Origin of the sequence: Streptomyces sp. NPDC046759 (genome assembly GCF_040645475.1) — a bacterium.
GTDB lineage: Bacteria > Actinomycetota > Actinomycetes > Streptomycetales > Streptomycetaceae > Streptomyces.
Genome location: NZ_JBEYYJ010000031.1, coordinates 22,764 through 49,607, shown reverse-complemented (window position 1 = coordinate 49,607; position 26,844 = coordinate 22,764). Strand labels below are relative to the sequence as shown.

Sequence of the window (26,844 nt, the reverse complement as noted above, 5' to 3'; positions counted from 1 at the left end):
GCAGTTCCTCGCATTTCCGCTTCGCGCTGCAGCATCAATTTGCCAGGATGTCCCAGACAGCCCTGGACACCGATACCGCCGCGCCCCCTGTGTTGAGGTTGCCTGTATGACGCTGGTTGAGACGCCCCCACCCGGCGGCCCTAAGAAGCGCCCGTTTTCCACATCAACTCAAGGCGGTTCAACGGGCAGTCCGACACCTGAGGCGCCCCGGGACGCGAGGGCTTCTCGTGGCAGCGACAGGAACCGGTAAGACGGTGGTGTCCATCCGGGTGGCGGACGAACTCGACGCCAAACTCGTGCTGTTCGTCGTGCCCACGCTGGACTTGGCAGCCCAGACCGCTCTGGCGTGGCGTCGAGACGGCCACGGCGAGCACGTGGTGATCGTCTCCTCGATGGACACCGCCGGCCACGAGGACTCGCGGCCGCACGCGTCGACTCGACCACCAACCCGCACACACTGGCCGCCCTGATGTCGGTCGTGGGGGAGGAGCAGGACCAGATCCCGGCGACGGTCATTTGCACCTACGACTCTGGACAAAATCGAGCAGACCCGCAGCACGAAGTACACCGTGTCATTGTTCGACCTGGCCATCATGGACGAGGCGCACCGAATCGCGGGCCGTGCCGACAAGAAGTGGGCGATCGCCAACGACGCGAAGCGGATCCTCGCCGATCGCCGCCTCTACGCGGCGGATGATGACTGGGGTCACACCCCGACCGGCCACCTTCACGACAGCAGCGTCGGCAGCTGCCAGGACGTCCTGGAACAATGGCGCCATCAGCCCGGGGGAGCGGCTGGGGGGAAGAGGCAGGGATGGTGGACTTCGAGCAGCAGCTGGACCTCGAATTCGACGGCGAGTTCTTGGTACCGCGGATCAACCAGCAAGCCTACCGAGACATCTACACCTTGGAAGGGTGGCTGCGCAGACTCTGCCTGGCTTCCTGGATGCGCGCCTATGGAGCCCCGTGGCACCAGCACCTGGACCCGAAACTGCGCAAGAACCTCGAGCGCCTCGCTGAGAGAAGCCGCCAGCGCCTGCACCTTGACGCCGAGACCAGCGGTGACCTCATCTGGCAGTCCGACATCGGCCAGCTCCTGTGCATGCTGACCGACCCGCAGATCGCGGGCGACGTTCACCACTTGGCAGGGCACGATCAGCAGGCGATCGCGAGAGACTTCGACGAGATCCGCGAGATCCGCAACGTCCTCGCCCACAACCGCGCACTGTCGCCACAGACCTACGCACTCCTACGTGTCAGCATCATCCGCCTGCAGAAAGTCGTCGACCACTTCCGGTCATGCCTCCTCTACAACAGCTCGAACATCCTGGATGATGACGACGGCGACCTCGGGTCGTACCTTGCGATGCTGCTCGAGGGCAACGACTGGAGCAAGTTCCAGGCGTTCGTCGCCCGAAGCCACGGGTTCATCGAGTACGTCACCCTTCCGACTCCGCCGTTCGACAAGTGGCCCGACGCCCGACGACTTTTGGAAGTGTTCTCCGACCACCTGGACTACATCACCGCGTTCACCATGAATCGGATGGGCGACGAGTTCATCATTGTGGCCCCGGATGAGCTGGACGAGGACTCCCAGCTCGGCCTGTGTCGGGCCTTTGCCGCGAACCCCGACGTCTGGACCGATGTGCCCTATGAGGAGCAGCATCCTCGCTTCATCTGCAGTCCCAAGATGTGGATTTACGAAAACCAGTCGCCCTTCCGCAGCCAGGAAGAGCCGCCCTGGTGAAGACGCGACCCACAGAGGTCTTTCAGCGCTGCCGCTCCAGAGTGAGGACGGCCGCGGAGATTGACGACATTCGATTCGGGCTGCACCGGGATCGGCGGAAGATGCGCCAGGACTTCAAGCATGCGACGCTGCGCTCGACCGGTGCCCGTGCCGCGGACAGAGCGCGATTGACGGTTTGCTGGGTCGGCGTGAGGTCACGGCCCGGCGGGCGCCTGATGGGTGTCGTCACCCATGGGCCAGCTCCCATGTAGGCGCGGTCGGCGAGGATGGGAACGCCCTGGCGCTCGCAGATCCGGATGATCCGGTGGGCGCGGGCCGCGGTCAGATCATGGGCGCGGCCGGGCAGAGCAGGCGAGATCCACAGCAGCTGCCCGACCGGGTCGGTCACCACCTGCACGTTCACCCCGTGCCTGCGGTGCTTGTGGGAGAAGTCGGCCCGGCTGTCGCCGACCCGGTCGCACTCCGCCAGGGTGCCGTCGAGCAGGACGTAGTCCGGTTCCGCCTCGCGCAAGGCGCGCAGCAGGCCGGGGGCGCGGTCGGCGAGCAGGTCGACGACGGCTGTCGTGTAGGCGTGAGCGGTGCCGACGGATATGCCGAACCCGGCCGCGAGCTGGGCGAGGGTGTCGTGCCGGCGCAGGTACACCAGGCCGACCAGGGCACGCTGGTGCGGTGGGAGCTTGCAGCGGCGGTCACCCTCGCGGGTGACGATGAGCATGGTTACCCACTCGACCAGGCCGTGAGGCAGATCGAGTGCGGCAGAATACGGAACCAACGGGGCTCCTGTGCCTGTGGGTTGAGACGTCGAACACCTCCCCCAACGGCACGGGAGCCTCGTGCGTTGCTGGCACCGGTCCCGTCACCTGATCAGTGGCCCCGCTGAAAGACCTCAGTGAAGGCAGAACTCGTTGCCCTCCGGATCCCTTCCCTCCAGGCGAGCTACACCCACCTTCAATCTGGCTGTCCGGCTGTCCGGCTGTCCGGTGAGGCTCCTCACCTGCATAAACAGTCCGGACAGCCCAGCAGGTAGACCAGGGCGACGAGAGCACGCTGGTGAGGCGGGAGCTTGCAGCGTCGGTCACCCTCACGGGTGACGATGAGCATGGTTACCCACTCGACGAGGGCGTGAGGCAGGTCGAGTGCGGCAGGATAGGGAACCAACGAGGCTCCTGCGCTGATGAGTTGAGACGTCGAACACCTCTCTCAACGGCACGGGAGCCTCGTGCGTTGTGGGACACCGACCCGTCACCCGATCAGTGGCCACGCTGAAAGAGCTCACAGTATGACGCTGCATCGCAGCCGACCTGGCAGCCCACGGTGTACCGGGTCGCGGCCGTGGTGTTCGGATGCCCAAGGTACGGAGACGACCCGCCCGAACGCACCCGCGACTGCAACGGCAAAGAGCTATCCCCGCGGGTGCGGGGACGACGGGGAGCGCATCTCGGCGGGGATCGCCACCAGGGAGCTATCCCCGCGGGTGCGGGGCGACGCGCCGAAGCTGAGCGGGTGGGCCGGGCCGCGAGCCCGGTGCTGGTCTGCTCGGGTGACGTCAGGTTGAGGCGGCAAGGTAGAGGTCGCGGGCCCATCGCTGCCGGAAGATGGTCGCGGCGTTCGGGCGGCGGGGGTCGTCCCAGGTCCGCAAAGCGGTGCGGAGCATCAGCTCCGCCAGCTCGCCCTGACCGAAGTCGGCACCCGCCGGGCGGGCGGCGCCCGGGGAACAGCCGCGTCACGAGTCCGGCACACCTGGCGCAGCGCGTGGGCCCCGCACCGGGGGAGGGTGCGGGGCCCAGGTGTGCTTCGGGCGTCGGCGGGAGGTCAGGTGCGCCGGCGCGGGATGCGCGCCCGGTGCAGGAGGGGGATGCCCAGGCGGGCGGCCACGGTTCTCTCCAGGTTGGAGACGACGTGGTCAGGGGTGGTGCTGCTCAACGGAATCACCCAGTACTCGGCCCATTCCTCTTTCTTCGACCTGGTGCGGCTGACGTGCTGGTGGAGCCTGGTCGCGGCGGCTCCCCGGGTAAGCATTCGGCGCGGAGCGGTCCTTCCGCAGTAGCAGGCGAGGCCCTCCCGGTTGACCACGACGTAAATGGCCTTGTCCTCGTGCCCGGAGTTCTCGCCGATGGGGACTGGCTCGGGCCGTTCCTCGACGAGCCACTGGCCGGCGAGCTGGACGAGCATGGCGTACCGGGTGTCGGTGATGGCGACGACGCCGGTCCAGACGGTGTCGGTCATCCGAGCGGCTCCTCCTCGGACATGCGGAGGAGGGCCCTGTCCATGAGACGGATCTGCTTGACGGAGGCTTCGACGGTCTCCCAGGAGAGCTGGTCGGTGGTGCCGTTCTTCTTGCGCAGCTTGATCAGGTCGTCGAGGCGGTTGGCGGCCACGGTGAGGGACGCCTGGAAGTCCGTGAGGGCCCTCTCCTCGCGAGCGGTGCTGGACAGCCCGCTCGTCCCGCCCTCGGGGTTGAACCCGTGGAGGGCGGCGAAACGCAGGTGGGCGTTGAAATCGCTGCCCTTCCAGTCGTCGTGCTCGACCAGACGTCCGTCGGCCCACCAGCGCGGGCGCAGACCGCTCCGGATCCGCTTGACGGCGTCGGCGAGGACCTGCGGTCCTTCCTCCTTTTCGAGGACGGCCTTGACGACCGCCCCGACGCCGGCACGCATGACCGTGTGATTGACGATCTGCTCGGCGGAACCGCCGGGGGCGAGGAGGTTCCCGCTGGTAACGAGGGTGACCATGGCGAGCACGCCGAGGAGCAGCTTGGCGGGGATGTCGCGGTTGTCAGCGCGCTGGAGGAGGTCGTCCACGGCCTGGTCGTTGTCGACGTTCTCGACGACCCACTCGTGGTCGACGAGGTCCTTCCAAAGGCAGCCGCTCTCCAGCGCGGTGCGCACGGGCCTGATGCCCTCTCCGAGGGAGGTGGAGTACGAGCGCAGGCCTAGCTCGGTGACCAGGCCGCTGCGGCCGGCGAGCTGAAGGCTGCGCTTGTCGAGCTTGGCGGCCGTGATCGCGTTCAGCCTGGGCTCCTTGCGGGTGAGCTGCTGCGCGATGAGCGCGAACCGAAGGTCGCGGAGGGCACTGAGGCCGAGGGTTTTCATGGGGTCGGTGATGTCGACGCGGCCGAGGAGGACGTCCTTGACGGCCTGGGCATTGTCGCCGAGCTCGCCGGCGTCGAACAGGGCGGTGACGGTCTCCTCGGCGGTGATGCCGTTCTTCGAGGCCTCCGCGAACTCCTTCACCCCGACGTTCATGCGCATCAGCAGCGAGCGGAGCGCGGCGGGGAAGCGCTGCATGCCCATGCTCGGGTCGTCGTCGGTGTAGCCGATGACGACCTCCACGGGGACGGTCATGGCGTTGAGGAGCGCGGCGGCCTGGTCGCGCTTAGCGCGGGCGGCCTTGCTCGTGCCGGTGGCGGCCTTGATGTCGCGGTATGCCTTCTTGATGACCTCCCGGACGAAGTTGCGCCGGTCGGTGAGGGGGAGGCTCATGAGGTACGACGGGAGCAGCGGGGGGCGCTCCTTGTCCTTGGCCGGGCCGATCAGGCCGGTCGGGGCCGGGATGCAGGCGGTGCAGGACCCCCAGCGGCTGTTGCCGTCGACAAGACCCAGGTCTCCGGCGGGGTGGCGCCCGGGGTTGAGGAAGACGACGGGGACGGCCGTCAGAGGGCGCTCCACGATGCGCCGGCCGACTTCCTGCTTGTTCTGGTCCCTCACCTTCTTGGACGCCCGGTCGACGGAGTCGAGGAGGGCCTCCATGGGGTCGGTGTAGATGAGGGCGGCGTCGGTCTCGTGCGCGGTGGGCATGGACAGGACCTGCTGTCGGGCCACGGTGTTCGGGTCGGCCGCGTAGTGGACCTCGTCGAGGAGCCGGTCGTTTTCGACCGCGGGGGACAGCATCAGGGTGTACGCGCGGTAGTTGATGACGGTCAGCCAGCCGGTCTCGACGCGGCGGAGCTCCGGGCGGAGATCGGCGAGGAGATCCGGCTCAACCGCGCTATACGCGATCCGGAGAATGGCGTCGTCAGTGAGCTGGACGCCAGGCCGGTCCTTTTCGAGGGCCTTGATCGCCTTGGCGGTCTGGCTGACCGGTACGACGCGGTGCTCGAACGGCGTGGAACGGTCGCCGGAGCGGATGTCGATGACCTGGATGTCGGGCAGGTCATCGGGGGTTTCGATGGTGCTCACATGGCCTCAATCAGATGGGCCGGCGCGAGTTGGGCTCGCGGCCGGTGATCGGCGTACGCGAGCAGAGCGCCATCGAAGCGCAACGCACCCGTGCCCGCCCCGGTGAGGACCGCGGTCCGTCGCTGGGCTGACCCGGCGTCGCTCCGGTGGCCTGGAGGCGGATCCAGGTACCCGCCCCGTGAGGTACGGGCGGCGTACTCGGACCTTGTCGGTGGAGACCGCGGTCTCCACCGGCTGCGCAGCAGGCCGCCCTCGGCGGCGGCGATGGGCAGGAACATACACCCGTCCAGGCCTGCGACGCAGGGGAATTGCGAATTGCCGGCCTGGCCGGTTGTGACCTGTCTGTCCCCGCCTAACGGCCCGTCGGGGCGCGACACTCCCGCTTGGACGGCCTGCTGGGGGCAGGGCGACGTTGAGCAGGACATGGCCGTGCCGGTCGGGGTAGTGCGTGGTCAGGACATCGATCGGCAGGCGTGCGCCCAGCCGGCGCTGCAGCGCGTGCAGGGCGCCACCGGGACTGCGGGCGCTGCAGACCGCCATCAGCCGGGTGCGGTCCGCACTCGCGGCCAGGCACACACCGCAGCGCGCCTGGCGGGAGTTCACCCGGAGCGGCGGCCGGGTCAACAGGATCTCGACGGCGTGGTGCGACGTCACGGCCGGGCCGCCTGCTGTGCGCGGTCCGCAGGCCGGGGGCGTCGGGTAGTGGTGGGCAGGCGGGTGTGGATGTGCTCGTGGTGGCGCAGCGGGTCGAAGGGCTCCCAGTCGGCCACCGCCAGGTCGGCGGCCGTAGGTGCGGCGGCGTGCTGCGGGCAGCGCTGCGCGCGCCAGCGCAGCTGCTCGGCGTAGGGGACATGGTTGAGGTCGTAGACCGCCATGACCTCAGCGAGCAGAGCCAGTTGACCGCTTGATGCGGTGGCCGGGACCAGCGCCCAGACGCCGGCCGGAGCGCCGGGGGTGAGCAGCGGGCTGGTGCAGCGATCGCGGCGCCGGGTCTGCGCGACGCACTGGATCTCCTCCACCGGCCGGGAGGCGAGGTAGCGGAGATACAGCAACTGCACGATGGGCCGGGTCGGTCGGCAGACGGCCTGTTGGGACACAGGGCCGTCCGGCGAAGCCGGGGGAGGGGTGAAGGCGCCGGCGTCGATCAAGCAGCGGGTGTTCACGGCCAGAGACCGGCGCAGTCCGGCGAGTTCGGGGGGAGTGGGGGGCGTGTCCCGGGCGGGGCAGACGACGGCGTGGGGCAGACGGCACCAGCTGCTGCCGTCTCCGGCCGGGTGGGCCACGCCGGAGCTTACGTGCCAGCGGCACACCGCGGGCACCTGGGCGGTCGGCAGTTCCTGGGGATGGAGACGGACGGCCCGCTCAGTGCTGCGGTGGTACCACTCGATCCGGTTGCCGCAGTCGCGGCACCGGCCGCCTTGGCCGCAGCGCAGCAGTCGGCTGACGCCATCAGGGCAGACCTGCAGGGAGCGGCGCATGCGGTGGGCGATGACCGGGCTGCCGTCCCAGTGGCGGGAGGCGGGAGGTGTGGAGCGCATGCGCGCGAACCTGCCAGCCAACACGCCGCATCCACGGCAGCACAGCCGCCAGGTCACCTACCCGGCCGCACACGGTGCAACAGGAGTGCGAAAGGCCGATTGGGCGTTCGAAACCGTCTCGCTGGTTTGAGTGATCCGCAGCGGCCGCGAGAACCAGGTGTCAGCCTTCGCTCGGCCCGGGCAGATCGTGCCCTTGGCACAGCGTGCTGAAGAGCTCGTCGAGCGGGGTGTCCAGGGCGTGAGCAAGGGCGTGCCAGGTCTTCAAGGTGCCGATAGTGCGCCCCTGCTCGATTTCGATGAGAGTGCGCCTGGCCAGGCCGCTGCGGGCGGCAAGCTCGTCATAGGTCCATCCGCGCACGGCCCGCAGGCGCGCTAGTTCCAAGCGCAGCGCGTTGAGGTCCGGATCGGGCGGCAAGATCGTCACCCGTCCATCCGACGGGGCAGACCCCTGCCCTGTCAGTGCAGATCTCTGCCCTAATTCTGCAGGTCGCGGCGCCAGCGATAGGGCAGAGATCTGCCCTATGGTGAGTGGCCGCCCACAGCCCCTGATGGGCCCGGCGCGCAAGCACAGGGAGGAACACGCGCCCATGAGGCAGCGCACAACATGCCCGGCGACGCCACGCGCCTGGACCGTGGAACTGCGCTCGCACCCCGGCGGGCTCGTCCTGGTCTGCCCGCAATGCCCGCACGCCAGCGGACAGGTCGCCGCGGCCTCCGCCCGCTCGGCCGCCCTCACCCACCTCGCACGCCACGCACGCAGCGACATCCTCCCGCCCCACCTGGGGATCTGCCAGTGCCATGAACGCGGCTGCCGCTGGCACCCCCGTCACCGCGGCTGCGACGGCCCCATCCGCCTTCTCCTCGCCTGTGAACGCGGCGGACGAGTATGGCGACTCGTCGACGCCTGCAGTACCTGCGCCGCCGCGACCGCCCAGGCCGCCGTCGTGCCCGACACCACCCCCGCCCGCACGTCGCCGTAACCGTCCACCGCTCGGCGGCGAAAGCGGCGCGCCAGAGGCCCGGGTGAGCAGGCCCGCGTACGCGAAATGCTCAACTACCTGGCCGCCGCACTTCCGCCAGGTGTCTCGCCCGCCGCACGCCTGCTCGCTCTGCAGTGCGCCCTGCGCATGAACACCACCATGCACGTCCGGCTGCCCCAGGGCATCCCGCGCAGTCTCCGTCTCAACGGCCCCGGTCCGTGGCACGAGTTGGAGCGCGCGCGATGGCTGCGTATCGCCCCCGCATGCTCCGCCGGCGAGGTCGTCGCAGAACTGCTCGACATCACAGTGCTCGGCCAGGCCCCAGCCCGCCCCGACCGTGTGCAGGCTGCGGACTGGGCGCTGCGCGCCGGCTCCCCGGCCGGGGCAGAGGCCACCGGGTCACTGCTGCAACTAGCCGTCGTCTACCTCGCGGCACATACCGATCCCGAAACCGGCTCCGGCCTGACCGAACTCGACCAGATGACGCGCGCCTGCGGAACGCACCCCACGGAGCTGCCCGACATGCTCGACCGGCTGGCCCAGACCGGACTGGTCAGGTCATGGCAGGCCTGCCCGGACTCCGGGGACCTGCACTGGACCTGCCGGTGGGCCGATCCTCAGGCCGCGCGCCTGGCCGTCGCGAGGTAGGCGAACAGCTGCTCCTGGGTCACCGGGATAGCGGGCTACGCGGGACGGGGGCAAGCGGCCATTCGCTGCGCGGACTCGCGTCGACCGCGTCGAAGCCGAGCTCTTCGTAGAGACCGGCGACGAACTCGGCAGCTTCGAGAGGGGCGCTGGCGCAGGTGAGCGCGCGGCGGTTCGGCGAGCCGGCGGGCGCTCCGTCCGCGCTTCCGACCAGGTAGAGCTCGACGGGGGTGCCGCCGCGGCGTGCGCGCCCGGCCAGCTGCATGAGCCCGACGAGGATGGCCGCCAGGACCTCAGCCTTGAGGACCCGCAGGTCGGTGCGCAGCAGCAACTCCCGCTGGCGGACCGAGGCGGTTGCGCTGAGGGGCGAGCATGCCGGCGGGATCGGCGCTGACGGTGCCAGCGGCGATGCCGCAGTCGTTGATACTCGCGTACATGGCGGCCGGCTCGACGCGAGGCCCCGCTCCAGCGAGACGGACGATAGAGACCTCGGCGAGCCCGATGCGCCTGACACACGCTCACTGCTGCGGCTGGGGCTGGGGATGGATAAAGACAAGTTTTGTGGTTTCCAGGCCCTTTGAGCCCGGTAGCGGTCATGCTGGAGCAGGGACGCGCGTGATGCGGGGGCGGAGGGGGACTTGCCGGATCAGCCTGACTTGTTCTCCGTGCAGCAGGAGGACGACGCGGAGGGTCTAGAGCACATACCGCCATTCGTGGCACCGGTCGCTGCTGCACCGAGCGCAGTGACACGCGATCCGGTGGCACTGCGCATCGCCGAGGCCGTCCGGGACGTGTTCGGCGACTTCGGCTCCGAACACGGCCTGAGCCGCAGGGAGATAGCCCAGGCCTGCGCCGCGGTGGCCTCCGCCGACGAGTTCGATTCAAGATTCCGGATCTTCATCAAACTTCGTCTGCTGGAGTCGCTGCACGGCAAGTCATACGACCAGCGGTATGTGTTCAACCCGACCAGCGGTGCCGCACTGCTGGTGTACGAGCGCCTGGGGGAGGCCGGCGGTGTCCAGGAGATCACCATGCTGCTGGACCGGGCCCGCGAAGGCCTTCTGAACGGCTCCCTGACCGAGAAACAACTGGCCGCCAAGATCGCCCAGGCCCGGCGGAGCCTTGCGAACTACACCAACCACCTGCTGCGGCTGGTGCGCACCAGGCCCATCGAAGAACTGCTCGGCCAACGTCACCACCACGCCCACACCACATCGCTCGAGGAAGCGAAACACCTCGTCCATGCCGTCGCCGAGCAGTACCCCGCACTGCGTTCCGGCGGCACCCGCCTGATCCGGGAAGCCCTGCGCTACACAGGAGCCGTCCACGAGTTCCACGACCGGCTCATGCAACAAGCCACCACCCGGCGCGACTTCAGCATGCTCCTACCCGAGCAGTACCTGACTGCGGCCCTTCGCTCCTCCACGGAAACGCTCGCGCAGGTGTTCGCCACGACCGTCTTCGATCCGCCCCACGTCCAGATCACCACGGGCCAGATCCTCACCGCTGCAGCCGACCACCAGCCCCCGCCGCCGCGGCAGCGCCTGCCGCGCCCCCCGACGCAGCCGCCCGGCCCGGATCCGGTCGAGACCGCACGCGCCAAAGCCGCGCTCGCACGGCAGCGGCGAGAGGCCACCGTGACCCTACTCATGGCCGGAAAGGACGAAGCCGACGTCACCGCCCGCCTGCGTGCCCTGCCCTGGCAGGCAGCGGTCAAGCACCTGGTCGACATGCTGCGCGCCGCAGCCGACCCCGCCATCCCGCTCATGCTCGACATCTCCCGCGAGGTCATCGTGGACGCCGCAGGGCCGGTCACCTACGCCTCGCCGGTGACCGTGTACCGCATTCCCGACAGCCCACAAGACATGAACGACGACACCGAAGCCGCACCGCAGAGCCCCCATGAGTGACCCCTACCTGCTGGCACGGGCCCGAGCCCTGCGCACGGTCCCTGTCCCGGCGGACCGCGCAGAACTCACCCAGCTGCGCTGCGCCGCCGACGATGTGGAGCGCCGGCTGGTCGATGTCGTCACCCCCGACGGGACCCAGGAGCTGATGACCGGCTGGGCTCCCGATGTGGAACCGGCAAGTGGCGCGCTGGGCGACAACGACGTCCACCGAACCGCCTCGACCGTCCGCCTGCTCACGCTGGCCTGCTGCATCCGCCACTGCTGGCCTGACCCCTGCCAGCCGCTGTACCCGGGACAACCCGCCGCACAGCAGGACGTCCTCGCCGCCCTGACTCCTCTCCAGGACACCCTCGCGCCCCGCGACGGGGCGGCCGTGCTGGGGCAGACCGGGCACTTCCTGACGGCCCTGCGGTTCCTGCGCGCATGCGGACACCTCGCGGCAGACGTCGGCGACGGCATGATCCGCCTCGGACCCATGGTCGCGCTGTGGTCCGAGCGCGATGTGGCCGAACTGCGCAACGGCTACGACATCCTGCCCGCTCCGAGGAAGGGGTGAGCCCGTGGACGTACCGGCACTGCAAGCCCTGTCCCACAACCGGCGGGCCGACGTCCGAGCGGCGGTCTGCGCCGTGGAGACCGCCGTGATCCCCGTACCGTCCGTCCACTTCCGTGCCCTCGCCGAGATCCCGCTGCGCATCGTGGTGGAACAGGTTCTGGCCGCATCCGGACGCACCCTGCTCGCGGTCGGCGGCGGCTACCTCTCCGGTTACACCGACGAGATCAGACAACGTCTGGCGCACGAAGGAATCGGAGTCCTGCCGCGAGACGACCGCGCCGTCCTCACCTTGATCCTTCTGTTCAGCGTCGCCATTCCCCGAGCGTCCGGCACCGCCCTGCCCGAGCAGCTGTGGACCCAGGGCACCCCCGTGCCCAGGGACCAGCTCAAGGGCTGCCAGGTGTCCGACGTCGTTCTCACCAGCGCGCTGCAGCGCCTCACCGACGCTGACCTGGTCCGCCGGACCAGAACGGGCTACGTCCTGGGCCACCAGTTTCTGCGGCTGACGGCGGCTGTGGGCGCCGAACTGTTCGAACAGCTGATCCTGCTCGCCGATCCCGACAGCGCTCTCTCCGAATCGATCCGCCGGCGCCGCGCCCACCCCACCGCGCCGACGGCCACTGCTCTTGATCACGAGGAGCACGACAGATCATGACCACCCCGCCCACCTCCGACCCCTCCCGGGGCATCGTCGGCGACCGCCAGCTCATCGCTGTCCAGGCCTTCGACATCGCCCGGCTCACGGCACACGCCGTCCCGATCGTCCCGGAGACCTTCATCGCCGTCTCCGGTCTCGGCCCCAAAGACGACTCGAACGGCTCCGGCAAGACCAGCTTCCTCATCGCGGTCTCCCTGCTGCTGGCCGATCCGCAGTGGCGCCTGGAGACCAACGGGGGTCGGCACGCCAGCGGCATCCTGTTCCGCCCCGACGCAGCAGGCGTCGACCAGGCTCACCAGGCTTCCCCGGTCACCCACGGCTACATCGTCGGCGTCTTCGCCCACCCCGACGAACCGGCCGCGAACCCCCTGACCGTATGGGTCCGCATCGCGACCACCACCCCCTACCTGCAGGCCAACTGGACCGAAGGCCTGCACGTCGCCGACGCCCCCACCGATCACGAGCGCAGCATCCAGGCCGACGCCCTGTGGCGCGAACTGGGCACCCGCCAGCTCCTGTCCGCCCGCGCCATGGCCGAGAAGCTCTACGGCACCGCCCCGCGATGCCTCACCTACCTCGACACCGCCCTGCGCCCGCCCGTGCCCTCACTGCTCAGCCAGCAGCTGACCGAGATGGAGCCCCACGACATCGGCCGGTCCCTGATCGCCCTGTCAGGCATGACCCCCCTGCTGGAGGAGGAAGACGACCTGCGCGGCCAGGCCCTGCAGCATCGGATCAGCCTCGAGAAGGCCCAGACCGAGCACAGCCAGGCACTGCTCGCCGAAGAACAGGTGATGAGCGGTGTGCGCGCCCGCGAGGCCGCCCGCCTCGCCCTCCAGCGCGGCCGCGAGGCATGGCACCGCTACCTCGCGGCCTCCTACCGCGACGCCCACCACAATGACCAGCGCGTTGCCGCGCTCATGGAGGAGGAGAGGCAGGCCGCCGAGACAGCCGCGGTCCTGATGCAGGACGCCGAGGACCGTCTGAACTCGCTCGGCTCCGCCGAAGAACTTGCCACCCAAAGAGGCGCAGCCCACCAGGCATGGTCCGACGCACGACAACTTGTCGGCGAACTGTCCAGGAAAATGACGGAGTTGACTACGCAGCAGGCGATGCTGCGGAACCGGCGGGCCACCCTGCTGCCTGCGGCGCAGGGCTGGGACGGCAGCGACTGCACCGCCACGGCCGCCCGCCTGGACCAACGCCAACGCGAGCACGCCAAGGCAGAGCTGCAATGCGACGAGGCCGAGATCGCCGTCACCCATGCCCGCACCCACCTGCACGACGTCGAGCAGGGCCGCAGCGGTCAAGCCGGCCGCGCCATCGATCTGCTGGGCGAACACCGCATCCGTGCGCACGGCCTGCTCGACCAGCTCAACGTAGACGAGGCCGTACGCCCGGAGTGGGAACCGCGCCTCGCCCCCTGGCAGGACGCGATCGTCGTCGAACCCGAGCACGAAGACACAGCCCGGCGCCTGCTGCATGCCGCTCTGCCCGGCGCCCAGATCATCTCCTCCGACACCGGGCAGAAAGCCCTGCCCGAGGGCATTCACAGCACCCTGAACGTGACCCGCTTCCTCGCCACCCTCCAACAGCGCCTGATTCCCTCGTCCGACGGCTTGGCCGTCCGTGACCAGGCACTGGCGCTGACCGTGACGGGCGGCTTCCCCACCGCCCTGGCCGGACGCAAAGCCCAACTCCGACAGGCCCGCGCCAACCTCGCAGCCGCAGAACAAGCCTGCACCGAGGCCACCGAAGCCATGACCGCGGCCACCGCTGCCCTCACCCTGGCCCAGACCCTGCACGCAGCCGCCCAGGCGGCTGAAGAACTCGCACACCTTGGCACCCAGGAGAACGACCTCCAGGCCAAGATCGACGACCTTGCCAGCCGCTCCGCCAACGCCGCCCGCGACGAGCAGGAGTTCCAGCAGGTCTGGCAGGAGGCCGTGGCCCGGCACGCCTCCCACAAGCAGCTCCTCACCAGCGCAAAGCTCACCCTGGAAGCGGCCAGCAAGGCGCTGAAGGAACGCCAGCGCAACCTGGCCGCCCTCGAACGCCAGCGCGAGCAGGTCGCCGCATCCCAGTGGCAGCAGCAGTGGGGCGCAACCCTCGAAGACGCCACCCGCCTCCTGGACCAGACATCGGACCAGACCCGTTCCTCCCGGCCGGCAGCCCTGCGCCGACAATCGGAAGACCAACTGCGCCGGGCCTACGAGCACTACGGCGTTGACGGCACCTCAGGCGCGGACGTCAGCCAAGACCTCCGCACGGGCCAGGAAATGATGCAGTCCTTCGCCGACACCGATCCCGCCGGCCTCCCCTCCCTCACCTTCGCCGACGTAGCAGCCCCGCTGGACAACCGCCTCGCCGGCCATCGGGACCAAGACGAGGTCGCCGCAGCGCGCATCACCCACGACCAGCACGCCCGGCAGCAGGCCATCGCAGAACTCACCGACGGCGTCACCACCAGCGCCCGCAACCTGGAAACCCTCCAGGACATGATCGAAAAGCACCTCGACGGCCTCTTCGCTCAGATCAGCGCCGCATTCCACGACCTCGACCTGCGCAGCGACGGCCACGGAGCCAAACTCGAGCACATCAGCATCCGTCCCCAGGGCGCCGGGGACTGGCAGTGGCAGGTCATCCCACGATGGAAACGCTCCCGCAGCGGCGGATACGTCTCCTACCGAGAAAACGCCAACAGCGCTCAGGTCAAGGTGCACGCCATCCTGCTCGTCCTCGCGGCGCTCCTGGCCGACTCTCACACCCAGGGCAGAGTCCTGATCCTGGACGAACTCGGCAACAGCCTCGGGGAAGTCAACCGCAAGGACATGCTCGCTGCCCTGCGCGACGTCGCACGCGACCAGCACCTGACCATCCTCGGCACCTGCCAGGACAGCGTCCTCGCCGACGCCGCCGACGTCTGTGGGGAACTGCTGTGGTTCGTCCACGCATCAGCAGCCGACATCATCAACCAGCCCACCAGCGCATGGGCCTTCGACAGCAACGGCGCCCGCACCCAACTCACCGAAGACTGGATCACCGCAGGACGCTCCCATGCCTGACCTCACTCCCCGACCTCCTCTCCTCATCGGCGAGGCACACGGCCGCGAGGCCGTTCCCCTGCGCAACCTGCCGCCAGGCATCACCGCCGTCACCCTGCCGCGGATCACCAAGGACAGCGACGACACCATCCACGTGCGCGTCCCCCGAGACCGCCGACGACGCGTCAGCCCCCGGCAGGTCGACCTTGTCGCCGACCACCCCGTCAGCCCCTACGACCCGCCACCCACCCTGACCACCCGACAACTGATCAAAGTCCTGCAGACCAAGACCGCCAAACGCTGGCCCACCATCCAGGCCGACCTCGGCGACAACGCCTGGCAGATCGTGGCCGACCTCATCCGCTGTGGCGCCGTCATCCTGCGCTGCGACGTCGTCAACGCCACCGGCTACAGTCCGCGCTCATGGACCCTGACCCGGTCATGGGCCGAACTCGCCGAGGACAAACTCGCCGAACTCCAGGGCCGCCAGCATCCTGAGGACCTGCACCGCGAGCTCCTCGACATCATGTCCGGCATCCCTGAGCTCGCCCATGAGCACGCTCTGCTGGCCACGACGCCGCCCGGCCGGGTCCTGAAGATCCCCGAAGGCACCGCCACCAGGGCCGAGGACTGGCGCGTATACGAGATCGCCATCCGGGCCGCCGGCGTCTGGTGGCCCGCTCAAGGCGCACCACGCAAGATCACCGCGAAGGAGCTCGCCGGACGCAGCCTGCGCGACACCAAGAGCGCCTGGACCCCCGCCCGGCAGCAGGCCTTCTCCAACCTGATCGGCATCCCCTTCGATCAGGCCGTCGACAAGGCCGACACCGAACTACGCATCCGCGGCCCCCTGCAGTGGCGCGTCGGTACCGTTATCGCCGACGCGGCAGCCTGCCGCCCCTGGCTCGCGCTTCCCGCCCGCGGTGTCCGCGCCCTCGGCATGATCTCCTGCGACGCCCGAGGCGTCTTCCTGGTCGAGAACGAGGACACCTTCGAACAGGTCTGCAAGATCCCGGAGATCGCCGACACCTGGCTGTGCATCTGGGGCAAGGGCTATGCGACCGACGGCCTGGCCGAATTCCTCCGCGGCCTCGACGGCCTGCCCCTCGCGGCATGGGGCGACCTCGACGCCCACGGCATCCGCATCATCGGCAACCTCGCCGACCGCATCGGGCGGCCCGTCACACCCGTCGCGATGACCGTCGACCTCTACCGGGGCGGCACCAAGTACCGCCAGGAGCCCACGAAACTGAAGGAGAACCGCAAGCTCGCCGCCCAGCTGGCGTGCGACGGCATCGAGGCCCTGCGCGACCTGGCTGAAGAGATCGCCCGGACCGACGGGCACGGCTGCGAACAGGAGACGCTCTACAACGAAGTCCTCCCCGCACTCCCCGGTCTGCTGAAAGCCGTGCATGTGTCCGGCAGTTCCTGACCTCCCAGAAGCGGGTAGCGGCCAGCAGGTAGGTTCGGACTGGGCGTGCCCGGCCCCGGCCTTCCTGCTCCAGCCGGTGGCCTGATGCAAACACGGCATAAACACGCTGCCGCGTCTTTGGCGCAGGGCGAGTGCCTCGCTGCGCACGGCTCAAGGGACGAGATGCCGGCGAGCAGGGACAAGTCGAGCTGAGGCAGACGTCCGGCGTGCGCGCGCAGATGCCGGGCTTCGGCCAGCATGACAGGGGAGAACACGTCCTCCCTGGGCGAGTGGGCCATCAGACGGTGGTGGGCGCGGGCGCCGGCCAGCAGCGGGCGTGCCCAGGCAGGCACGGCATGCAAAGGGCAGTGCCGATGGCCAGCCCCGTGGAGCTTGATGACGCAGACGTCGCCGGAGATGTCGAGGTCGCGGGTGAAGCGCAGGCTGCCCAGGCCGGTCTGGGTGAAGGCCAGCACACTCAGCGCTCCAGCGATGAGTGGGTGCGCGAGAGCGGCCAGAGCGGCGGCCTCCTCGGGCGCGATCTCGAGGGCAGGGACGGCCTGGACCAGCTGCGCCGTGGCCAACGCACCGGCACAAGGGGGAGCCTGCCGCCCGGGCCTCGTCGACGCTGCTTCGGTCCCGCGCGGCTGTGGGGCGGGCGCCTGCCTCGCAGCCGTCGCCATCGCCGCCGGTCCTGTCATCGCCTGGAGAGCGGGAGGGAAGGACGGGCGCGCGGGTATCGGTCCCGGCTCGGCGAGGAGCGCCTCGAACTGGTCCCGGCCGCTGATGCGGCGCTCCACGCGGGCCAGCGACGGCGGCAGTCCGCGCGGCGGCTTCTGCCACAGCAGGGTCAGCTGAGCTCCCGTCGACTCGCGCCAGGCGAGCAGTTGGTCGATCCGCCGGAGGGTCAGCAGATGGGCCCGGGGGACCACAACGTGCCGCACCCCCATCGCGACACCCCAGGCAGCCGCGGCGAGCCAGGCCGCGTTCACCGAGTCCAGCCACACATCGGGGGAGTGGGGCCCGGGGGCCAGCCGCTTGCCCAGCGCATACAGCATGTCGTGCGCCAGCGCGGCCGGGCTGGAGCTGGCCGGCGTCGGCTGCACGGTGATGCGGCCTTCCCTGGGCCGGTGCGCCTGCAGCGCCGCCCGGGTGTAGAACAGGTCGTCCTGCTCGTCCACCACGATTGTCACGTCGCTGTACACCAGTGCCACCATTTCCTCCCGGCCGCGCCCCGCCACACCGCCCCGTATCGGCCAGGCGCCAGGCCGGTCCGTACGGCGCGCAAGGTTGTGGCAGCGGCCCGGGTCCGCCGGGCCGCCGCGCCTCGCGGCCGCTGCTACATGCCGCCCAGCTTGCTGTACACCCAGTTGACGAGGTCCTGCTTGACTTCGGTCAGGCTCTTCTTCTTCATGCCGTTGAGCATGTGCTTGGTGATGGTGGCCCAGTTGCGGAAGTTGCCGTGCGCCGCGGCCCGGTCGATGTTGCGGATCATCTGGGGGTCCACCCCGGCCCACAGGGAGTGGAACGCCGGCAGGGTGGCGACGACCTCGGCCTCGGGCATGCGCGTGAACTTCTGCCAGATGAAGATCCGTGACGCCAGCATCGGTTCGCGCTTGAGGACCTTGTAGCAGCCGTTGCCGCCGGCGAAGATCACCGTGATGTCGGTGTTGCGGTCGTCCCACAGGTGGCGCCAGTACTCGAACGAACTGCGGCCCATCCACTGCGCCTCGTCGCACACCAGCACGCGGAACGTCTGCGACAACGTCTCCTTTAGGAGCGTGTCGAATTCGATCGGCCGGGTCGGCGGTTCCCCGGGCAGCCCCAGGGCGTGAAACAGTCCGTGGCGGATGTCGCGGGGCGTTGGCCCCGAGCGCAGCTCCAGGCGGTAGGTGTTGTCGGGGGCGATCTTGCGCAGCGCCGAGTTCACCGACATGGTCTTGCCGTATCCGGCCGCTCCGTAGGCGACCATCATGGCCTTGGCGTCGATCGTCGCCTGGACGTCGTCCAGTGTCGTCATGAGCGAGTCGGTGGCCACCAGATGTGCATCGAGGCGGTGGAAGTGGTCCTCGTCCTCTGCGGGCAGCCTGCCGTAGCCCATGTCGCCGCTCACGCCTTCTCCTCTGGGGTGTCGTCTTCCGGCCCGTCCGTGGCCGGTGGGATCGGGCGGGCCCAGCCGTCCGGGACGGGCTGGTGCGGGATGTAGCCGGGATCGGCCCGCCGCAGGTTCGTGGCGTCCGATTCGGCCAGTTCTGCCTCGGCCTCCGCCTCGGTCAGCGCACCCAGACGCTCGGGCGGGGTGGCGGTGGTGACGGCCTCGAAGCGCTCGCGACGCAGCCGTGCAGCGGCCTTCATGTCCGCGCGAAGCCGCCGCGCCTTGGCGGTGCGGGCTGTGCGGACCTTGCGGACCTGCTCCTCGCTGGCCGCCTCGGCCAGGACAGCGCTGCCCAGGTATACGCCGTCCAGGCCGAAGACCTCGATGGTCATGTCGTGGTGGGGCAGGTGGCGCACCGCGACGCGGACGCCGGCCTGGCCGACCATCCAGGGGGCGATGTTGTGGCGGTTGCGCCACCGCACGCCCTGCGTGGTAATGGTGCGGGTGCGTCCGTCGTCCTCGAGCCCGAAACGGGCCAGCTGCTCAGCGGCAACGTCGTGCAGGGGAGTGGGGTCGCAAGACCAGGCCTCCATCGGGGTGCGACCGCCCAGCCCCCTGGGCTGGTGCTCGGTGTTCCACCAGTGCACCCACTTCAGCAGCAGCTCCACGAACGCCTCGAAGGAGAGCGCGGGCTCGTCCGGATCCGCGGTGCGGCCGCCGGTGAGCGTCTGCCGGTGCACGTAGCGCGGCATGGAGACGAACAGCATCTCCTCGACCGCACCGTTGAGCGCCTCGATGGTGCCCTTCAAATGCGGGCTGTAGGCCGGGAGATCGACGACGGGAACGGCGAAGGCGCCCAGGGCCGAGGCCACGGTGGCACACAGGAACTCCTTGCCGCGGTCCACCCGGATCAGTCCCGGCAGGCCGCCGGCCGGGCCGAAGGGCTCGGCACGGTCCAGGGCCATCCGCAGGGCCGCCAGCACCGCATCCGCGCTGGGCGCATGAGGCGTCACGGCCACCCCCGTGATGACTTTGGTGTGGCAGTCGATGAACCAGGTCACCCAGGGCTGCACGAGCTGCTCTTCGAGCAGCACCCGCACGGGCACACACTTGTGGTCGCCCTCCCAGGCGGCGTTGCGGTGCGCGGGAGGGCGCTGTGCGAACACGTCGAAGGCCCGCCGGGCGGCCTCCCCCTTGGCGAGCCCGGCCCGCTCCCCAAGCGTCAGGTCCCGGCGCAGCGCCCGGTGGATCGTCGACAGGGACGGGGCCGCAGGCAGCCGGGGATCGGCCAGGGCCCGCTGCTTAAGCTCGCGGTGCACGGCGGAGGCGTTGCCTCCCCACAGCGCCAGCAGCCGCCGGATCTCCGGGGTGACACTGAACCGTGTCCGGGACGCCGCGTCGACGCGGCCGGTGGCGCGCGCCGTGGCGACCCATCGCCACACCGCCCGCTCCGAGCGGCCCACGGCCGTGGCGACCAGCTTCACGTGCGCGCTGGTCAGCTCACCGCTCTGGTCCAGCGACAGCAACCGCGGCAGCGCGGCCAGCCGCCCCGAGCGGGCGGTGAAAACCGCTTTGCCGACACCCTGTGTGCCGGCTGAAGAGTCATTCATGCGGTCTGCTCCTTACATGGATACGAATCGCGGAAGGGCTACAAGTTCCATGCATCCTGGGGGTGTTGGCGGTGTCCGGGCAGGACGTTGCGGGCGTGGGCCGTCGCCAGGGCCGTGACGCGGTGTCATGCCAGGGGAGGCGGGCACGACGGAGCCGTCAGCCCGCGCCGGGTGCGAGCGTCAGCAACTTCGCTGGGAAGGGGGGCGTGTTCCTCGACGGCCCGGCTGCTCCAGGGAGCACTCGTGCGCCGGGATACCGGGGATGACCCGGCACCGGCCGTTCTGCTGCGGTGCCGTCGGGTGGACGGCTGCGGTCGGCGCTGAGCCAGTTCTTGTGAGTGCCGGCCGTGGGCATGCAGGGGCGCCTGTGATGCGCCGGGAAGGAAGCGCCGGGCCCGCCGGTCACCGCACGGGTGAGCCGCCGGCGCCCGAAGAGGCTGTTCGGGGGCCGGGAGATGGGCTTCTCGGCGACTGTGGTGCCCGGTTTGGTACTGGTACTGCTCAGGTGTTTTCCAGCAGGCGCCGGATCCCGTCGTGGATGACTGAGGTGTGTTGTTGCGGTGTGAGCCAGGCGGCCATGGAGCCCTGGTCGGTCTTGTTGACGAGCAGGACGTCGTCGACGACCTCGGCCACCGGGTACAGGTGGCTGATGACGATGACCCTCGTGTCCTGGGCCACGCTGTCGCTCAGGACGGCGAGAGTGTCGCCCAGGCGGGTGTTGTCCAGCGAGCCGAAGCCTTCGTCCAGGAACAGGCTTTCCAGCTTGTTGTGGCTGGTGTTGTGGAGTTCGACGAGCGCCAGCGCCAGCGCGAGGGAGGTCTGGAAAGTCTCTCCGCCGGAGAGGGTCTCCGGGTCGCGCGCGTGATTGGTGGCGCGTTCAAGGATCTGGAAGTCCTCGGTGAACGCGTAGTCACCCATGGAGATCTGCCGGAGGATCCTGCTGCCGTGCCTGAGCAGCGAATGGGTGCGCTGATCGGTGAGATAGGTGAGGAACTTCCCGTCGGTGAGCTGGTCGCTCACGCTCTTCCACACCGCGGCCTGCTGGTTGGCGGCTTCGAGGGCGGTGCCCAGCGCGTCGGCGTAGGGGATTTGGGACTGTGCGGTGCTCAGGTCGGACTTGGCCTTGTCGTGCGCGGCTTCGGCTTGGATTGTCTTGCGGCTGAGCGGGTCGAGAACGGCGGGGGCGAGCAGGTCGCTCTTCGCAGGCACTGAGAAGCCGGGGTCCTGGTCGGTCTCGTCGGCGGTGGCGCCAGCTTGGCGGATCAGCTCCTTTTCGAATGCGCGGACCTCGTCGGCGGCGTGCTGGGCGGCCTGCCCGAGGGTGCCGGTCAGACGCTGATGCAGCGAGGCGAGGGCCATGCAGTAGGTGTCGACGGCGGCCAGGTCGCCGGCGTCCGGGACGGGAGGCAGGTCGGGGGATGCCTCGGCCTCGAGAAGGCCTGCGGCATCGGTGGCCGTGTCCGCCCAGCGCTCCAGCTGCTTGATGAGATTGCGGGCGGGGGTCTCAACCGTGCGCCGGCGGCGTGCGTCCAGGGCCTGCAGGTTTTCGCTGTGCAGCGTGAGGGCCTGCCGGGCGTCGTCACGCTCCCGTGTCCTCTGATCGAGCCGTTCGAGGCGCTGGCCTGCCGCCTCCTTAGCGGAGGCGATGTCCTGCAGGGAGGGCAGTCGTGACGGGGAGGACTGGGTGGGGCGGATGGACGGCGGCAGTTCGCCGACCTCCGTCAGCAGACTTGCCAGCTCGGTTTCGTACTGCAGCCGGGTCTTGTCCAGCCGTTTGCGTTCACGCTGCAAGCGGCCGCGCTGGCGTTTGAGCTCGGCCTGGGCCGCCTCGTGCTCGGTCTGCGCCGCCCCCAGGTCCGCCTGGGCGCTCGTGTGTGCCGCGAGGGCCTCACCCTCCGCGTCGCGCAGCGGCTGGGTAAGTCCTTTGACCGCACCGGTGATCTCCGCCCGGCCTACTGGTTCGCCCTTGGCAAGGGCATGCGCCTGAGCCGTCGCCTGCCGGCCCAGCGTGTCCAGGGCGGTGGCGGTGGCAGGAGCACCGGCCGGGTGCACCGCGTCCACCAGCTCCTGCACCTGGAGCAGCGCCGCGTCCATGCGCTCACGGGCGGCCAGGTGTCCGCGGCGGTGCCGTTCGACCTTGCGCTCGGTTCCCTTCAGCTGGGCGGCCGCCTCGGCCTTGGCCTCCACTGCCGCTTCAACGGCGTTCGAGCGTGTGGTGACCTTGCGTCTGGCCTGAGCAAGCGCCTTGCCGTGCAACAGCGGCGGGGGAGTGAAGTTGTTAGGGACGGGCCGGGTGCACACCGTGCAGGCGTCCCCGGGCGCCAGACCGGCACCCGCCGCGTGAGCGGCCTCCCTGCGCTGCAGCGCAGCGAGGCCGTCCTGGGCTGCTTCCAAAGCGCCGCGCAGCTTCTTCAGCTCGCTCTCCAGGCCGGCGCTGTGGCCGCGCTGTTCCTCCACCATCTCGAGCGTCGTGCGCTGCGTCTGCAGATGCCCGGCCGCGGCGTTGGCCTCCTGCAGCGCTGCCCGGACGGCCTCCTGGATCTGGTCGGTGTGCGTGCGTGCCTCGCTCACCATGCGCTCGGCCCGGCCGGCGGCCTCGACGAGGGCTGCCTTGCGCTGCTCGTGCTCTTCTAGTTCCTGCCGTGCCTGCGCGTGCTCCTGTTCGTGCTCGTCGTGCTGAAGCTGCTCCTGCTTCAGCCGCTGCTCGACGGCGTCCAGGCCGGCTGCACGCTCCGGCAGGCGGGACAGGACAGCGAACGCGCTGGACAGGGATCGGAGCGTGTCACCGGCCTGTGCGGCCGTATCCAGTGCGCCCTGCGCCGCCTCCAGTTTCGCGGTCAGGTCGCGTCCGGTGGTCTCCTGTTCTGCTGCCTCGGCATCGAGGTCCCTCTTCTTCCGCGCCAGCGCGGCCAACGTGATGCTCGCATCCGCAACAGCACGCTCACGCAGCAGCCGCGCCGCTTTATCCAAGCCCGTCTTGCGATGCTTGTGCTCGACAGCCCGGCTCTGGGCGGCGCGCAGCGCATCCAGTCGCTCGCGCCGACGGGCCGCGATACCCCGGGTGCGTTCCAGATCCAGCAGCGCCTGGGAAGCGGCAGCATGAGGATCCGGCAGGAGAATCGCGCGGGCCCTGGTTCCCTCGGTGATCTGCGTATTCAGGCGCTCCAGTCGCACGCTGGCCCGCTTGCGTACACGCTCGAGCTCGTTGATGCCGAAGATGTGCCGCAGGATGTCAGCACGCATGGCCCTGGGGGCCTTGAGGAGGGCGTCGAACTTCCCCTGGCGCAGCAGGACCGTGCTGACAAAGCCGTCCCAGTCCAGCCCGATGATCCGGGTCACCGCCTGCGTCACCGCGGCCTTGCCGTCGACCCGCAAGTCGGCGCTGTCTTCGGCCAGGGGCTCGAGCACGGCCTGTGGCCCCTTCTTGCCTTCCGCATGCAGGGTGCGGCGCACACTCCACTCGCGGCCGTTCGCCGAGAACTCGAACGCCACGTCCATGCTGGGGCATCCCTTGCCGATCAGCTCGTAGGCGGCCTTGGGGTCCTTGGACCACGAACACGTCCCGTACAAGGCGAAGATGATCGCCTCGAGAATGGTGGACTTGCCCACGCCGGTGTTGCCCAGGATGGCGAGCAGGCGCTTGCCGGTGAAGTCGATGCTGCAGGTGCCGGCGTAGCTGCGCACTCCCGTGAGGGTGAGCCGCAAGGGCTTCACGGTGCCTCCATCCCGGTGTCTTCCAGCGCGGTGCGCGGCAGTTCCTCAAAGCCCCTGCTGTCCTTCGGCCATGGGCGCGCCCCGTACAGTGCGAAAGCGATCGCCTCGAGGACGGCGGACTTGCCCGCTCCGGTATCTCCGGCGCTGCCAGGCAGATGCTTGCCGGTGACGTCGATGGTGCAGGCGCCGGGGTAACTGCGCACCTCTGTGAGGGTGAGCTGCAAGGGCCTCATGATGCCTCCTTCCAGGGGTTTTCCAGCGCGGCGCGCAGCTGTTCCTCGGCCGGGACCGGGGTCAGCGTCTCGTCGTCGAGTTCGTTGAGCAGGTGGAGGAATGCGGTGACGGTCGACTCCGCGGCATCTGCGTCCACTCCCTCACGTGCCAGGTAGGCCCGGAACGCGTCGGGGAGTTCCGGCTCGTCGCCCAGGTCACCGTCCAGGACGGCGCTGGCGGCCGCTTCCCGCGCCGGGGCCGCGTTGATGAGGATCGCGTTCGGGACGATCTCGGCGATCTTCTGGCTGAGGAGCCCGTCGGGCTCCTCGCCGGTGATCACCGGTTTGAGGAAGGTCCCGTCGTACTGGTCGGCCGCGGCCTTCAGCTCCTCGAGGGTCCCGGTGAAGTGGGTCAGCCGCCGGCCACTGGAGAGCCGGCGCGGCAGCACCCGCACAGGCCGTCCCGGGTCGGCGTCGACGATCACGACGCTCTTGGTCTCGTCGGCCTCACCGAAGTCCATGGCAAGCGGACTGCCCGCGTAGCGGGCGGCGAACTTCAGGCCCTCGATGGCCTGCGGGCGGTGGATGTGTCCGAGAGCGGCGTACGACACCACCGGAAGATCCTCGGGAGGGGTCTCGAAGGCCTCGTCCACGGCCCGTTCGCTCGGGGAGGTCCTGGCGCCTTTGACGAACACATGGGCCGTGAACAGCAGGATGTCCCGGTCGGGGTCGTACCCCTCGTGCAGGGCCTCCGTCAGTTCCTGCTGCAGGCCGCGCATCGCCGCGGTGTAGTCGGCATACGACGTGCCGGTGGTGGAATCGCGCCGCCAGAACCGGTTCGGGTGCACGAACGGCATGGCAGCCAGACGGATTCGCTGCTCACCACCGCAGGCGTCGAAGGTGAAGACGCCCCCGTCGTGTGCGGGGCGGAGCCGGTCGACGAAGAACAGGCCCCGGCCCAGGGAGGGGCCGCTGACGAGGTTGAGGAACTCGAAGTACGTGGGGGAGTCGTGGTTGCCGGCCACCACCACGGTCGGGGCGATGGCGGCGAGTTCGGTCAGGGTGCGCATGGCACGGATCAGGTCCCGAGCTGTGGGACGGGAAGAATGGAACAGGTCGCCGCTGTGGACGATCAGGTCTGGCTGGCTCTCCTGGGCGATGGCCACGATCTCGGCCAAGACGGCATCGAAGTCCTCCTCCCGTGAATGCCCGTGCAAGACGTGGCCCAAATGCCAGTCGGAGGTGTGGAGCAGTCTGCTCATGCCTTCATGCGCCCTTCTGGAAGCGAGGCGTAGGAGGGCACCAGTGGTGCCTTATGAGCCCGGGACTGTACACCACAATCCCTGGAGAAAAACTGGAGTTCCCGAGCAGTCGTCGCTATCCCGTCGTGGACGGGCACCTGATCGCTCCCTAGAAGCGCATGCAACAGCTGCAGGAGGAGGTCCGGCAGGCGCTCACGCAAACACGATACTTTCCAAGTTCGCCTCGCAGGTACGGATTTGACATCCGCTCGACTCGTCTGGAACGTTCGGTGCGGGCTTAAGTGATGTCCCGGGCACGGTCTCGGCCGGGGCCTGTGCCGGCAGTCACCGGGCCCGACCAAGGTGCCCGTGGGCGGCCAGGTCCATCAGACGCAGGCTCTGGGTAATGCCTGGAATAAAGCTGGGAGCCCCGAGTGGCTGCTAGCATGCGGGCATGGATGAGCATCTGGTCGCTCTCGAGAAGCGCATGCAACAGCTCCAAGAGGCGATCCGGCAGGCGCTCACGCAACACGACAGCGCCCAAGTGAAACTACTGGGCGAGGAGTTGGCGCGCACTCGAGGCGCCTGGAACGTTCTGTGCGGGCTCAGTGATGTCCCGGACACGGCCCAGCCACAGGCCCAGCCAGAGGTCCGGCCGCAGCCCGCGCTGGCAGTCGCCGAGCCCAACCAGGGCGTGCCCGTACGCGACCAGGTCCACCAGGCGCTGGCCCTCCTCACCGTCCCCGCCTCGCCGAAACTGCTCAGCCAGGTCCACCAGGCGTTCTTCTCCAGCCCGCTGAACACGGCGCGCCTGACCACCCTGCGCCGCGACGAGGAACGCTCCTTCCGCTCCGCGCCTTACGGCCGCGCCTACTACATCTGCCCCGCGCTGACCTCCGATCTGCTCTCACCGGCCCGCGGGTTGCTCGCCCTGAGCACCTGGCCGCTGGAGCAGCGCCTGGTGGGGCCGCTCACCCAGCGAGTCCACTTCCTCACCTCGGCCCTGCGGCTCGCGGACGCCGCCGAACACCTCGCCGGCGAGACCGGGATGCCGCAGCCCGTCCAGCAGCTCCTGCTGCACTACAGCCGCAACATCCACGGCGACACCCCCCGGGGCCCGCTCGACCTGGACGCGCTGCGCCGGGCCGCCGCAGCAGAACTGGAGCTCCACGCCGACGACGACGCCGACACCCGCGCCGAAGCGGCGCACCGCGCACGCGAGCAACTCGGCGACGTGGAGCAGATCTTCGGCAATATCCTGCGCGACACCGCCCGCCTGCGCCGCACTTCGTAAACCCATCCCTG

At 69.5% G+C, this 26,844-nt stretch carries 23 protein-coding genes and 1 pseudogene; 10 read left to right on the top strand and 14 right to left on the bottom strand.

Annotated elements, in window-relative coordinates; all coding sequences use genetic code 11:
* Nucleotides 1-116: 116 nt before the first annotated feature.
* Nucleotides 117-470: a DEAD/DEAH box helicase family protein gene (locus ABZ919_RS33075; RefSeq protein WP_361255103.1), complete on the top strand. Its 354-nt coding sequence runs from the start codon at nucleotides 117-119 to the stop codon at nucleotides 468-470.
* A 102-nt stretch (nucleotides 471-572) separates the two neighbouring features.
* Here the strand turns inward: ABZ919_RS33075 and ABZ919_RS33070 are convergent, their stop codons facing one another.
* On the bottom strand, nucleotides 573-710 hold the full coding sequence (locus ABZ919_RS33070) for a hypothetical protein (protein ID WP_361255100.1): 138 nt from the start codon (nucleotides 708-710) through the stop codon (nucleotides 573-575).
* A gap of 104 nt (nucleotides 711-814) precedes the next feature.
* On the opposite strand from ABZ919_RS33070, the gene ABZ919_RS33065 reads away from it, so the two are divergent.
* Nucleotides 815-1,747, top strand: a complete 933-nt coding sequence (locus ABZ919_RS33065; RefSeq protein ID WP_361255097.1) for a hypothetical protein — start codon at nucleotides 815-817, stop codon at nucleotides 1,745-1,747.
* 22 nt (nucleotides 1,748-1,769) lie between these two features.
* Here the strand turns inward: ABZ919_RS33065 and ABZ919_RS33060 are convergent, their stop codons facing one another.
* The 6 genes and pseudogenes from ABZ919_RS33060 to ABZ919_RS33035 all read right to left on the bottom strand — a co-directional run bounded on the left by ABZ919_RS33060 (nucleotide 1,770) and on the right by ABZ919_RS33035 (nucleotide 7,887).
* Entirely contained in the window at nucleotides 1,770-2,519 is a 750-nt protein-coding gene (locus tag ABZ919_RS33060; RefSeq protein ID WP_361255094.1) for a transposase family protein, read from the bottom strand.
* A 248-nt stretch (nucleotides 2,520-2,767) separates the two neighbouring features.
* A pseudogene (locus ABZ919_RS33055) lies at nucleotides 2,768-2,905 on the bottom strand (IS5/IS1182 family transposase); the annotation flags it as partial.
* Between the two features lie 654 nt (nucleotides 2,906-3,559).
* Entirely contained in the window at nucleotides 3,560-3,973 is a 414-nt protein-coding gene (locus ABZ919_RS33050; RefSeq protein ID WP_361255092.1) for a hypothetical protein, read from the bottom strand.
* Nucleotides 3,970-5,925 carry a hypothetical protein gene (locus tag ABZ919_RS33045; RefSeq protein ID WP_361255089.1) on the bottom strand — a complete coding sequence of 652 codons (1,956 nt, stop codon included), beginning with the start codon at nucleotides 5,923-5,925 and terminating at the stop codon, nucleotides 3,970-3,972. The genes ABZ919_RS33050 and ABZ919_RS33045 overlap by 4 nt, the downstream gene beginning before the upstream one ends.
* 650 nt (nucleotides 5,926-6,575) lie before the next feature.
* Entirely contained in the window at nucleotides 6,576-7,463 is an 888-nt protein-coding gene (locus ABZ919_RS33040; protein ID WP_361255086.1) for a DUF6083 domain-containing protein, read from the bottom strand.
* Between the two features lie 160 nt (nucleotides 7,464-7,623).
* Nucleotides 7,624-7,887 carry a helix-turn-helix transcriptional regulator gene (locus ABZ919_RS33035; RefSeq protein ID WP_361255083.1) on the bottom strand — a complete coding sequence of 88 codons (264 nt, stop codon included), beginning with the start codon at nucleotides 7,885-7,887 and terminating at the stop codon, nucleotides 7,624-7,626.
* Between the two features lie 163 nt (nucleotides 7,888-8,050).
* Here ABZ919_RS33035 and ABZ919_RS33030 point away from each other — a divergent pair, with 163 nt between their 5' ends.
* Together ABZ919_RS33030 and ABZ919_RS33025 are read left to right on the top strand one after the other, a co-directional pair.
* Nucleotides 8,051-8,443, top strand: a complete 393-nt coding sequence (locus tag ABZ919_RS33030) for a hypothetical protein (protein ID WP_361255080.1) — start codon at nucleotides 8,051-8,053, stop codon at nucleotides 8,441-8,443.
* Nucleotides 8,444-8,509: 66 nt separating this feature from the next.
* The gene (locus ABZ919_RS33025) at nucleotides 8,510-9,091 is read left to right on the top strand and encodes a hypothetical protein (RefSeq protein ID WP_361255077.1); all 582 of its coding nucleotides are present in this window, start codon (nucleotides 8,510-8,512) and stop codon (nucleotides 9,089-9,091) included.
* A gap of 19 nt (nucleotides 9,092-9,110) precedes the next feature.
* Here ABZ919_RS33025 and ABZ919_RS33020 read toward each other — a convergent pair whose 3' ends face one another.
* Nucleotides 9,111-9,419: a hypothetical protein gene (locus ABZ919_RS33020; protein WP_361255074.1), complete on the bottom strand. Its 309-nt coding sequence runs from the start codon at nucleotides 9,417-9,419 to the stop codon at nucleotides 9,111-9,113.
* 412 nt (nucleotides 9,420-9,831) lie between these two features.
* Here ABZ919_RS33020 and ABZ919_RS33015 point away from each other — a divergent pair, with 412 nt between their 5' ends.
* The 5 genes from ABZ919_RS33015 to ABZ919_RS32995 are packed head-to-tail and all read left to right on the top strand — an operon-like array spanning nucleotide 9,832 to nucleotide 16,688.
* Nucleotides 9,832-10,998, top strand: coding sequence for a hypothetical protein (locus ABZ919_RS33015; protein WP_361255071.1), 1,167 nt, complete (start codon nucleotides 9,832-9,834; stop codon nucleotides 10,996-10,998).
* Nucleotides 10,991-11,554, top strand: a complete 564-nt coding sequence (locus ABZ919_RS33010) for a hypothetical protein (RefSeq protein ID WP_361255069.1) — start codon at nucleotides 10,991-10,993, stop codon at nucleotides 11,552-11,554. Before ABZ919_RS33015 ends, ABZ919_RS33010 begins: the two co-directional genes overlap by 8 nt.
* Before the next feature lie 4 nt (nucleotides 11,555-11,558).
* Nucleotides 11,559-12,209, top strand: coding sequence for a hypothetical protein (locus tag ABZ919_RS33005; protein ID WP_319697809.1), 651 nt, complete (start codon nucleotides 11,559-11,561; stop codon nucleotides 12,207-12,209).
* A complete protein-coding gene (locus tag ABZ919_RS33000) occupies nucleotides 12,206-15,277 on the top strand; it encodes a hypothetical protein (RefSeq protein WP_361255066.1) in 3,072 nt (1,023 codons plus the stop codon). Before ABZ919_RS33005 ends, ABZ919_RS33000 begins: the two co-directional genes overlap by 4 nt.
* A complete protein-coding gene (locus ABZ919_RS32995) occupies nucleotides 15,270-16,688 on the top strand; it encodes a Wadjet anti-phage system protein JetD domain-containing protein (protein ID WP_361255063.1) in 1,419 nt (472 codons plus the stop codon). Before ABZ919_RS33000 ends, ABZ919_RS32995 begins: the two co-directional genes overlap by 8 nt.
* On the opposite strand, the gene ABZ919_RS32990 is transcribed toward ABZ919_RS32995, so the two are convergent.
* The 6 genes from ABZ919_RS32990 to ABZ919_RS32965 form a co-directional block, all read right to left on the bottom strand.
* Nucleotides 16,622-17,884 carry a hypothetical protein gene (locus ABZ919_RS32990; RefSeq protein ID WP_361255060.1) on the bottom strand — a complete coding sequence of 421 codons (1,263 nt, stop codon included), beginning with the start codon at nucleotides 17,882-17,884 and terminating at the stop codon, nucleotides 16,622-16,624. The genes ABZ919_RS32995 and ABZ919_RS32990 overlap by 67 nt on opposite strands.
* Nucleotides 17,885-18,006: 122 nt before the next feature.
* Nucleotides 18,007-18,780, bottom strand: a complete 774-nt coding sequence (locus ABZ919_RS32985; RefSeq protein ID WP_361255057.1) for an ATP-binding protein — start codon at nucleotides 18,778-18,780, stop codon at nucleotides 18,007-18,009.
* Nucleotides 18,777-20,372: a Mu transposase C-terminal domain-containing protein gene (locus tag ABZ919_RS32980; protein WP_361255054.1), complete on the bottom strand. Its 1,596-nt coding sequence runs from the start codon at nucleotides 20,370-20,372 to the stop codon at nucleotides 18,777-18,779. The genes ABZ919_RS32985 and ABZ919_RS32980 overlap by 4 nt, the downstream gene beginning before the upstream one ends.
* Before the next feature lie 501 nt (nucleotides 20,373-20,873).
* Nucleotides 20,874-24,086, bottom strand: a complete 3,213-nt coding sequence (locus ABZ919_RS32975) for an SMC family ATPase (RefSeq protein ID WP_361255051.1) — start codon at nucleotides 24,084-24,086, stop codon at nucleotides 20,874-20,876.
* The gene (locus ABZ919_RS32970) at nucleotides 24,083-24,319 is read right to left on the bottom strand and encodes an AAA family ATPase (protein WP_361255048.1); all 237 of its coding nucleotides are present in this window, start codon (nucleotides 24,317-24,319) and stop codon (nucleotides 24,083-24,085) included. Before ABZ919_RS32970 ends, ABZ919_RS32975 begins: the two co-directional genes overlap by 4 nt.
* Nucleotides 24,316-25,560 (bottom strand): exonuclease SbcCD subunit D, encoded by a 1,245-nt coding sequence (locus ABZ919_RS32965; RefSeq protein WP_361255045.1) that lies wholly within the window; start codon nucleotides 25,558-25,560, stop codon nucleotides 24,316-24,318. The genes ABZ919_RS32970 and ABZ919_RS32965 overlap by 4 nt, the downstream gene beginning before the upstream one ends.
* A gap of 433 nt (nucleotides 25,561-25,993) precedes the next feature.
* On the opposite strand from ABZ919_RS32965, the gene ABZ919_RS32960 reads away from it, so the two are divergent.
* The gene (locus ABZ919_RS32960; RefSeq protein WP_361255043.1) at nucleotides 25,994-26,833 is read left to right on the top strand and encodes a hypothetical protein; all 840 of its coding nucleotides are present in this window, start codon (nucleotides 25,994-25,996) and stop codon (nucleotides 26,831-26,833) included.
* Nucleotides 26,834-26,844: the final 11 nt, after the last annotated feature.

Bases quoted from the DNA above. Each gene is read 5' to 3' on its own strand.
- ABZ919_RS33065 (WP_361255097.1), top strand. From the start codon at position 815: ATGGTGGACTTCGAGCAGCAGCTGGACCTCGAATTCGACGGCGAGTTC.
- ABZ919_RS33050 (WP_361255092.1), bottom strand. From the start codon at position 3,973: ATGACCGACACCGTCTGGACCGGCGTCGTCGCCATCACCGACACCCGG.
- ABZ919_RS33040 (WP_361255086.1), bottom strand. From the start codon at position 7,463: ATGCGCTCCACACCTCCCGCCTCCCGCCACTGGGACGGCAGCCCGGTC.
- ABZ919_RS33030 (WP_361255080.1), top strand. From the start codon at position 8,051: ATGAGGCAGCGCACAACATGCCCGGCGACGCCACGCGCCTGGACCGTG.
- ABZ919_RS33025 (WP_361255077.1), top strand. From the start codon at position 8,510: ATGCTCAACTACCTGGCCGCCGCACTTCCGCCAGGTGTCTCGCCCGCC.
- ABZ919_RS33010 (WP_361255069.1), top strand. From the start codon at position 10,991: ATGAGTGACCCCTACCTGCTGGCACGGGCCCGAGCCCTGCGCACGGTC.
- ABZ919_RS33000 (WP_361255066.1), top strand. From the start codon at position 12,206: ATGACCACCCCGCCCACCTCCGACCCCTCCCGGGGCATCGTCGGCGAC.
- ABZ919_RS32995 (WP_361255063.1), top strand. From the start codon at position 15,270: ATGCCTGACCTCACTCCCCGACCTCCTCTCCTCATCGGCGAGGCACAC.
- ABZ919_RS32990 (WP_361255060.1), bottom strand. From the start codon at position 17,884: ATGGTGGCACTGGTGTACAGCGACGTGACAATCGTGGTGGACGAGCAG.
- ABZ919_RS32980 (WP_361255054.1), bottom strand. From the start codon at position 20,372: ATGAATGACTCTTCAGCCGGCACACAGGGTGTCGGCAAAGCGGTTTTC.
- ABZ919_RS32970 (WP_361255048.1), bottom strand. From the start codon at position 24,319: ATGAGGCCCTTGCAGCTCACCCTCACAGAGGTGCGCAGTTACCCCGGC.
- ABZ919_RS32965 (WP_361255045.1), bottom strand. From the start codon at position 25,560: ATGAGCAGACTGCTCCACACCTCCGACTGGCATTTGGGCCACGTCTTG.
- ABZ919_RS32960 (WP_361255043.1), top strand. From the start codon at position 25,994: ATGGATGAGCATCTGGTCGCTCTCGAGAAGCGCATGCAACAGCTCCAA.